The sequence below is a fragment of the Protofrankia sp. Cj3 genome (assembly GCF_917627355.1).
In the GTDB taxonomy this organism is placed as follows: Bacteria; Actinomycetota; Actinomycetes; order Frankiales; family Frankiaceae; genus Protofrankia.
Window position 1 is genome coordinate 1 of the sequence record NZ_CAKJTR010000011.1, and the last position, 9,393, is coordinate 9,393.

Here is a 9,393-nt window from a genome sequence, read left to right on the forward strand (position 1 = left end):
GGGGACGTCACGATGGGGACGTCACGGTGCGGACGCCGACGGCTCGGCCAGACCGGCTTCGTCCGCCAGCTGCTTGGGAACAGCCACCGGCTCCGCGCTGGCCCGCCCAGGGTGCAGTACCGCGGCGGCCAGCAGCAGGCCAAAGGCCACGCATCCGGCGCCGACGAGCAACCCGAGACGGCAACCACCGGCGAGCGCCGCGATCTGGGTACGGCCTTCCGCCACAAGCGTGGCGGTCCGCTTGGTGGACAACGTCCCCAGTGCCGCGAGGCCGACCGCTGCCGAGATCTGCATGGAGACGTTGACGATCCCCGAGGCCAGACCGGCGTCGGCGGGTGCGACGTCGGCAACGGCCATGGTCAGCAACGGCATGAACGCCGCGCCGGCCCCGAGCCCGACAAGGGTGAAGGAAACGAAGAGCGTCGGGAAATAATGGACGTGCTCGCCGTCGCCTCCCTGAGCGAAGAGCAGCAGGCCCGAGAGCATGACGGCCAGCCCCCCGAGGAGGACCTGTTTGGGGCCGAAGCGGGACACCAGCCGGGTGGTGATGCCGAAGGAGAGCGCGGCTATTGCGAGGGTTTGCGGCAGGAACGCCAGCCCAGTGCGGATCGCGTCGTACCCGAGGACCTCTTCCAGGTACAGCGCGCCGAAGAAGAACACCCCGTACATGCCGGCCATCACGACCGCGCGTACGGCGCTCGAGCCGACGAGGCTACGCAGTCGCAGGATCCGCGGCGGAACGAGCGGGTTCGGTGTGTGTGACTCACGGAAACCGAACGCGCCGAGCAGTGTGACCGAGACCGCGCCGAGCCCGAGCGTGTACGTCGACAGCCAGCCATGCTCGGATGCCCGCACGATCGCGTCGATACCGGCCAGCGCCGCCGTGGTGACCAGGATGGCACCCGCCGCGTCAACCCCCCGGCGCAGGCCGGAACCGGAACGTTCGGTGATGAGAGCGGCGCCCGCCAGTAGCGCGAGAACGCCGATCGGGATGTTGATAACGAAAATCCAGTGCCATCCCAGGGCCCGCGTAAGCACGCCGCCGAGCAGCAGACCGAGCGAGCCGCCGCCGACGGTGACGAGCAGGTAGGTGCTCATCGCCCGAGCGCGCTCACGCGGCTGCGGGAAGTCGGTGACGATGAACGCGAGAACGGTCGCCGACGCGAGCGCTCCACCCAGGCCCTGCGCGAAGCGGGCGACGATGAGGACCGTCTGATCGCTGGCAAGCCCGCAGGCGGCCGAGGCCGCGGTGAACAGCGCGACGCCGCCGAGGAAGACCTTCTTGCGCCCAACGAGATCGCCCAACCGGCCGGCGACGAGAAGGAAGCTGCCATAGCTGATCAAATAACCGTTGATGACCCAGGTAAGGCTGGCCTGGCTGATTCCCAGATCATGCTGGATGACGGGCAGTGCAACATTCACCACACTGGAGTCAAGAATGATCATAAGTTGGGCCGTCAGGACGACGAGAAGGGGGAGCCACCGTCGGTATGAGCGCATGGCCGAAGCTGGAACGATAAGTTCGCTCATAGGACCATTACTATAACATTAATTACAAAAAAATGATTTTAATATCTAAATATTATAATTATTAAGATAATGGCTGTTGTCGGCACCGAGCCAGCCGCGATCGTTGCGCTGACGCGCTATGGCGTGTGCCGGAAGCCGTCGTTCGATCAGGGAGCCGGACAGATTCCCGCTCGCCGCCGGGCTCGCGGCGGGAACGCAGCCCCTGACCGGCCGGGGCCAGCGACCGGTCAGGGCCCACCGTGTCGATCCCTCCCTGCTGCTGCGGTCTCTGCCGCACGGACCCGCGCCGGACGATTACCGCCTGGTCTGCGAACGCACGATCTCCCAGGTCACGTTGTCACCGTGCTGGGCGGTGTAGAACACCCGCCAGTTCTTGTTGAAGGCGTCCGGTACCCGGGCACCGAGGATGCCGCGAATACTCGGGTCCCCGTCGGAAACATGGATCCCCGTGAGCTCGTTGTCCCCGTCGTTCTGGAATCCGCTGCCACTGATCGAACCGAGGCCGGAGTCTATCGTGGCCGACGGGTCACGCCCCTCCGCGAGGAACCGCAGCGGCTGCTGACCGTCAGCGTAGTTGTGCCACACGTCGAACAGGTAACCGGAATCGAGCGCGTTACGCTGGGTATGCAAGGTATCCCCGGCGTCCTCGACAAACGCGACGTGGTTGTGGTCGAGGAACGCGACGTTGTCGAACCCGGTGTGCACCTGGTCGCCCTTGTAGAACAGAGTGAGTTTGCCGTTGTTGGCGGTCGCGCTGGTCTGGGTGAGTTTCAGCACCGAGCCCCAGCCGCCGTATTCGGCGTTCGCGACCGAACGCGCGTCGGTGTCGCCGGTCTCGTCGAAGTAGAACTCACGGAAGTCCGAGCCCGGGCGGAACTGGCCGTTCTCGGGCCGCTTGAACGGGGTCGCGCCAGCCTTCTTGGCCGCCGCGTTCGCGTCGAACGCCACCCCGCTGGGGTCGGTCGCGGTGTCGTGAATCGTCACCCAGTGGGTGTCGAAGACATTGCCGTAGGTGTGCAGATCCTTGGTGTCCTGGCTGAAGGCGTTGCCGTCCGGGTGGTCGGCGTCGATCGGCTGGAAGGTGATCGGCTTACCGGTACCCGCCGAGATCACCTGGAGGGCCTGGAGCTTGCCGCCCTTGGTGAGGTCGGCGGTGTCCACCGGCACGAACCGGTAGACGAAACTGTTCGGCAGCTTGGTGAACCTGCCGGGAATCGTCGTGCCGCCGACGTCCTCAACGAGCCACAGGTTGCCGGCGGAGTCGTTCTGGATGCCTTCGTACCCGCCACGGCCCAGGACGGTGGAGATGTCCTCGACCTTCGAGGCGATGTCCGGCGTGGCCTGCCAGACACCGCCGTTCGCGCCGGCCTCCGCGGTGAACAGCAGCCGCTGTGCCCACGGATCCCAGGTGGAACCGTCGAAGTCCGGCAATGCCTTACCCGCGACGTCCGTCGTGGCGAGCAGGGTGACCCGGTGGGCCGCGTCGGCGTCGAGGTTGACGCGGGTGATGTAGCCGGGCTTTCCGCCCTCGTGCCCCTGGAACAGGAAGTGCGTCCCGTAGTCGTAGCTCGGGTCGGCGCCGTGCTGACCGGTCAGGCGCAGGTAGGTGTTCTTGTCCGGCTCGGTCTTGCTGGCCTCGACGTTGTGCGCCGTGCTCTGTACGTCCCCCGGTGCGGGCAGCAGGTTCGCGGAGTTACCGTCATAGCCGTAGTACGGCACCTCGGGTGTTCCGTTTTCCAGCCTGTTCGAACCCTGGGCGACGGCGATCTCGGACAGCTCCGCCGAAAGCGCATGGGCCACCGGCACGTTGGGAACCTTGGCGTTCGCGGTCAACACGGGGGTCAGCCCGAGCGCGGCGGTAGTGCCCGGCTCCGCTTGCGCGGTCGTGCCCAGCACCAGCCCGCCCAGCACAGCGGCGCCGGCCACCCCAGCCGCGACAACCGCGGCCCGGGAGCGTTTGGTCCTCACTGACATATGCATCCTTCCCCCTGGCACCACACATCGGGCACCTCCGGGGGGATACAAACGGGTGCGGGCAACGACTGGTACGCGGTTGTCCAGCCAACGCGAATCCTGCTTGTGAACATTGGATGGCAGAACGGGCCGACAGCCACCGAACGCTGGCGAACGCTGGCGAACGCCAGCGGAAAACAGGCCCACGGCCGCCGTCGCCTGGCGGGCCATATCGAGACGGGCGAGGCCAGCACAAGCGACCCGGCGCGCGCCGTGAGCGGCGGTGACCGGCACCACGATCACCTGTGAGGTGTCCTGTGCTCGCCCCTGACGATCAGCCGAGGATGGGGCCGGCCGGCTCCCGATGCCCCGTCCTCGGCTGCCCCGTCCTCGGCGGACCCGCCTGCCTGTTTTTTACCGACCCGCCCAGTGCTGGTGGGCGCGTGGGCGTACCAGGGTGAAGCTGTCGAGCTCGGTGTAGCTGGACGAACCCGCGGCGGCGCCGTAGTGCCTGACGGTGATGGTCGTCTTTCCGCCGGGCGCGTCGGGCTCGACGTCGAACGAGGCGAAACCGTACGGAGTGGCGAGATCACGGTAGGCCGACCACGGCGCGGGTTCGGTCGTGGTGAGCGCCCTGCGCTGCGTCGTCGGGTCGCCAGCGGCGACATCGTAGATCACGACGCCGTCCTGGGGCGCGTCGAACGCGGTGGCCGGCGTGGCAAAGGAATGCCCACCGCCACCGATGATCATATGTACGGTCCCGCGGGTCGTGTCGATGACCTTCGCGTCGTCGGCCTGCGGGGCGGGCGTGAGCAGTGAGCTGCCGGGCAGGGTCCCACGCACGGGGAAGGTGCGTTCGAAGTGGTGCTCGTGGCCAGCGAGCACCAGATCGACGCCGTACTGGTCGAACAACGGCAGGAGCTCCCGGCGAATGCCGAGATCCGCGCCGTTGAAGTGCGCGGAGGACATCGCGACCTGGTGCATGAACACCACGATCCAGTCGATGTCATGGTCGTGCCGCGCCGCCGCCAGCGTCCGTTCGAGCCAGGCCCGCTGCTTGCCGTGGCTGTAACCGTGGATGTAGGGGTCAAAGCCACTGCTCGCGTAGTTCGGGACGTGGTCACGGCGGTAGCCGCTGAAACCGCCGTCCTGCAGGCACACGTCGTCGTTGTTGAGCGAGATGATCCGGACCGAGCCGACGGTGAAGGCGTACCAGTTGCCGGCGAAGTCGGGCACGTCCGAACCATTGCCCGGCAGGCCGAACCGGGTCTGGTAGGCGAGATAGCCCTGCGGGCCGTTGCCAACCTCGTTCTCGTGGTTGCCCGCGCACGGCATCCAGGGCCGGTTGCGCGCGGACCGCATGTTGTTGTTGAAGAAGCTGCGCCAGGTCGCCACCGGGTCGTCGCTGACGTTCGCGTAGCACAGGTCGCCGTTGACGAGATGGAACAACGGGTCGAGCGTCTCGACCGCGTCCACGATGTAGCCGGAGTTCACCGACGACGGGCCGAGGCCCTGTCCCACCGGCGCTGGTATCGCCTGGTCACCGAAGCTGGTGAAGCGGAACCGCCTGCGTCCGCGTGGGGCCGTGCGGAACGTACCTTCCGCCGGCGGGGCGCCACGATGGTAGACCTCGTAGGTGAAGTCGGTGTCGGACGGCAGCCGGTCCAGCTCGGCGTGGTAGGTCCAGACGGTCTGCCCGGTCAGTGCCTCGACGTAGACACGCTCCTGCGCCTCAATACTCGTCCCGAAGCCGGAACCGTGCCGCCCGAGGCGCAACCGGGGTCGACTCACCCGCTCCGGCGTCGCCCACGACACCGTGATCTGACTGGCCGCATCCGCGCCGAACTGGACATGCAGCTGTTCGGGGGACGGCGCTCCCGCGACCGCGGGCTGACGCACCAGCTCGGCCGCGACGCCCGGACGTTCCAGCAACGGCACCGCGGCGGCGGTGAGACCCGCCACCCCGGCGGCACGCAGCAGCGCACGGCGCCCCAGCGCCGGCCGTGATCCAGCTATGGCAGGTTCCTCGTTCATGCGGATTCCTCCCCGTTGGTACATCGACACATCGACACATCGGCACGTCCTCATGGCCGTGTCTGTGCGCATCCTGATCGCCATAGCTGTCCACGGGGCCAATGCGGCGTGAAGGGCATTGGCCATCCGCGTGAGCGCCGGTCGAACCAGCTCCCCTCGCCCGTCAGGTGCCGAGCTCAGCTCACCAGGGCTACCACAATTCACCAGGGCTACCGCAATCCGAAAACGACGCGATACCCGGCTGGACCAAACCGACGGACCCTGCTCAGGCATCCCGGCGGCGCAGCAGGACGGCGGCGCCGGCAAGCGCGGCCAGCGCATACCCGCAGAACAGCGCGAACCCGGTCCACGACGACAGCGCGGAGGGCTCGTGCAGGACTCGAAAAATCGCCTGTCCGGCATTGCTCGGCAGGTACTTTTCGATGTGCTCCCGCCAACTCGCGGGCAGGAACAAAACGATGATCGGAAGTACCAGCAACAGCCCGAACAACGTCGCAATCCCACCGGCGGTGCTCCGTAGCAGCGCGCCGAGGGCGACCCCCAGCGTACCGACGACCGTCAGGTACAGACCGCCGCCGATCACCGCGGTGAGGACGCCCGGCCGCGACAGCGTCGTGGAGATGTGTTCGGACGCCAGCATCGCCTGGCCAGCAGCGAACGCCACGAACGACGCGACGGTCATCAGCACAAACGTGACCAGGGCAAAGACCGCCGTCTTCGCCCACAGCACGGGCAACCGCCTGGGGACCGCGGCCATCGTCGCGCGGATCATGCCAGTGGAGTACTCACCACTGACGATCAGGACGCCAAGGACTCCGACCGGGAGCTGCGCGAGGAAGATCCCGCTGAGGCTTGTCAGGGTGGGGTCAAAGAGAAGGCGGTCACGCGGATCATCCTCATTCCAATGACTGGCGCTCCCCCAGGAGATAAGAATACCGAGCCCGATTATGATCACAAGCGCGGCCAGCAGCGAGTAGCGGGTCGAGCGTAGCGAGTACAACTTCGTCCACTCCGAACGCATGACCCGCAGTTGGGTCACCCCCACCGCCGGTTCGTTCCGCGCCCGCGGGCTGCCGCCGTCCCTGTCGATCTCGGTAACAGCGGTCATGACGATGCTCCCGTCGTGGCTTGTGCGGTGAGAGCATCGGCCTGGTACTCGACGCTGTCCCGGGTGAGATCCATGAACGCCTCCTCCAGCGACGCCTGTTGGGGCGTCAGCTCATACAGCACGATGTCGTTCTCCGCCGCCGTCCGGCCGATCTGCTCGCTGGTGAGGCCGGTGACCTCCAGGATGTCGGGCGCGCTGGCGGTTACCGTCGCATCCACGCTCACAAGCAGCTCACGTAGTTGGGATGCCTGCGGCGACCGGACCTTCACGGTGTTGGTCGACGCACCGTGGATGAAGTCCGCGACGGATGTGTCCGCGATCAGGCGCCCACGGCCGATCACGATGAGGTGCTCGGCGGTCAGCGCCATCTCGCTCATCAGGTGCGAGGAGACGAAGACCGTCTTGCCCTCCGCCGCAAGCCCCTTGAGCAGGTTACGGATCCAACGGATGCCCTCTGGATCCAGACCATTCACCGGCTCATCCAAAATCATGATTGAGGGATCGCCCAGCAGCGCGGACGCGATCCCCAGCCGCTGTCCCATCCCGAGGGAAAAACCACCCACCCGCTTGCGCGCGACTTCGCGCAAACCGACCAGATCGATCACCTCGTCGACCCGGCGCCGGGGGATCCCGTGCGTGTGCGCCAGCGCCAGCAGATGGTTGGTGGCCGAACGACCGGTATGAACCGACCGGGCCTCCAGCAAAGCCCCAACCTCACACAGCGGAGCGGAAAAATCACGGTAGCAGCGGCCATTGACCATGACCCTGCCGCTGGTGGGCTCATCCAGACCGATAATCATCCGCATGGTCGTCGATTTACCGGAACCGTTCGGCCCCAGAAAACCCGTCACCACGCCAGGCTCCACGGCGAAGCTCAAGCCGTCGACCGCCGTCTTTTCCCCATAGCGCTTCGTCAGCCCCTCGACCTTAATCACAGTGCGCCCTCCACAGTTTCCGGTGTCGCCGACGCCACCGACATTACGGTCGTCGTCGCTGCCGCCGACCGGCGGCAGCCTGAAATCCGGCGATGGGTCCGGCTGGCGAGACCCATCGCCGGGCATGCCCCCGACATCTACGATCAGCGATCGTGGAGTGGAATCTGCGGACCTGTGCCCGTAAAGGGCATGTCACCTACCGTCCGGACGAGCCGGCTCTGGCCGACCGGCTGGTAGCACAGACCCCCGCTGGGCCAGCCTGGCGCTGTCTGCGCTGCGGGGACTTCGTCGTCGCTGATCCGGTCGCGGCCGGGCCAGCACGCGATGCACCGGTGCTGCTGCGCGGCCGGGCGCTACGGGACGCGACGGTACTGCGGCTGCTCGCGGTGGAGCGCATCGTCCGCGCGGTGCTACTGGCTCTGGTCGGCTACGCTGTGCTGCGGTTTCGCCAGTCCGAGGCCGACATCCAGGAGCTGTTCGACAAGGCGATCCCGGCCGCGAAACCACTCGCCTCGGTCCTGCACCTGGACCTGGACAACAGCCCGACGATCACACACCTGCGGCACCTCATCCACACCAAACCGAGCACTCTGCTGCTGGTCGCCACCCTGCTGTTCGGTTATGCGGCCATACAGATCGTCGAAGGTGTCGGGCTCTGGCTGCTGCGACGCTGGGGAGAGTACTTCGCCGCCGTCGCCACCTCGGTCTTCCTTCCGCTGGAGGTCTACGAGCTGACCGAACGGGTCACCGTCCTGCGAGTCGCCGCCCTGGTCATCAACGTGGCCGCCGTTGTGTACCTCGTCGCCACCAAGCGCCTGTTCGGGGTGCGCGGTGGACGCCGGGCGTTCGAGGCGGAACGGCAGAGCACATCCCTGCTGGAAGTCGAGCAGTCCGCGGAGCTACCCGACCATGAACTGTCCGGTAAGGCGTAGGCCGTCATCCCCGCTATCCCCGCTATCCCCGCGCTATACCGCTCACACGGGTATACGGCGTAAACAGCGGGGAGCCCCGGCTCATCCAGCGGACAGCGCAGCGGACATCCCCGATCTGTTGGCCTCCTTAAGACGCGGAAACGGTATGACTAACCGGCCGGTTAACATATTGTGATATCTGCTCAGTCGACTTCGGTGTACAGCGCCGCCTGTCGACCCCAAGCCGTTAGATCATGCTTGACCTCCATGATCATAACTCCTCTCCGCACCGGCGCCCGGCGGGCATCCGGGCGTACCCGGGGTATTCTGGAGGAGAAAATTTTGCCCATGCCGAGTCTGCGTGCTCGGCGCGGAGAGGAGCAAGAAAATGGGACAGCCGGTCGTTCATTTTGAAATTATTGGCAATGACTCCGAAAAACTGAAGAACTACTACTCTGGCCTGTTCGGATGGAAGATCGAATCCGATAACCCGATGAACTACGGGGTCGTACAGCGCGTCGGCAATGTCAACACCGATGGCGTCGGAATCGGCGGCGGTGTCGCGGCGGCTCCGGAGGGGTACGCCGGTCATGTCACGTTTTACGTCGAGGTACCCGACGTAGAAGCCGCGCTCGTGAAAGCCGAAAACCTTGGCGGGTCACGGATGATGGGGCCAGAAAAAGTGATGGAAGGGGTCGAAATAGGACTCTTCAACGACCCCGAAGGGCACTTGGTCGGTGTCGTGCGGTCCGCGTCGTAACAGTTCCCCGTGCATATACCAGGGGCCCCGCTCGACGCGGGGCCCCGCTCCTATCAGAGCTGGCATGGGCATGGGGCAGATGTCTCAGCAGACTTAGAGCGACCGGCAATAGGGGACGCGGCGTCGCGGGGCCAGAGCACGCACCTCGCCGCGTTGTCGTCA

Annotated in this window: 7 protein-coding genes; 2 read left to right on the forward strand and 5 right to left on the reverse strand. The window is 66.2% G+C overall.

The window, feature by feature from the left end:
- Positions 1–21: 21 nt before the first annotated feature.
- The 5 genes from MJ783_RS02695 to MJ783_RS02715 all read right to left on the reverse strand — a co-directional run bounded on the left by MJ783_RS02695 (position 22) and on the right by MJ783_RS02715 (position 7,560).
- A complete protein-coding gene (locus MJ783_RS02695) occupies positions 22–1,530 on the reverse strand; it encodes an MFS transporter (RefSeq protein ID WP_239308310.1) in 1,509 nt (502 codons plus the stop codon).
- Between the two features lie 294 nt (positions 1,531–1,824).
- The gene (locus MJ783_RS02700) at positions 1,825–3,498 is read right to left on the reverse strand and encodes an alkaline phosphatase PhoX (protein ID WP_239308311.1); all 1,674 of its coding nucleotides are present in this window, start codon (positions 3,496–3,498) and stop codon (positions 1,825–1,827) included.
- Positions 3,499–3,897: 399 nt separating this feature from the next.
- On the reverse strand, positions 3,898–5,517 hold the full coding sequence (locus MJ783_RS02705) for a fibronectin type III domain-containing protein (RefSeq protein ID WP_239308312.1): 1,620 nt from the start codon (positions 5,515–5,517) through the stop codon (positions 3,898–3,900).
- Positions 5,518–5,782: 265 nt separating this feature from the next.
- Positions 5,783–6,625, reverse strand: coding sequence for an ABC transporter permease subunit (locus tag MJ783_RS02710; protein WP_239308313.1), 843 nt, complete (start codon positions 6,623–6,625; stop codon positions 5,783–5,785).
- Positions 6,622–7,560, reverse strand: coding sequence for an ATP-binding cassette domain-containing protein (locus MJ783_RS02715; RefSeq protein WP_239308314.1), 939 nt, complete (start codon positions 7,558–7,560; stop codon positions 6,622–6,624). The genes MJ783_RS02710 and MJ783_RS02715 overlap by 4 nt, the downstream gene beginning before the upstream one ends.
- A 92-nt stretch (positions 7,561–7,652) precedes the next feature.
- Between MJ783_RS02715 and MJ783_RS02720 the strand changes: the two genes are divergently transcribed.
- Entirely contained in the window at positions 7,653–8,492 is an 840-nt protein-coding gene (locus MJ783_RS02720) for a DUF2127 domain-containing protein (RefSeq protein WP_370651418.1), read from the forward strand.
- Between the two features lie 367 nt (positions 8,493–8,859).
- Positions 8,860–9,231, forward strand: a complete 372-nt coding sequence (locus MJ783_RS02725; protein ID WP_239308316.1) for a VOC family protein — start codon at positions 8,860–8,862, stop codon at positions 9,229–9,231.
- Positions 9,232–9,393: the final 162 nt, after the last annotated feature.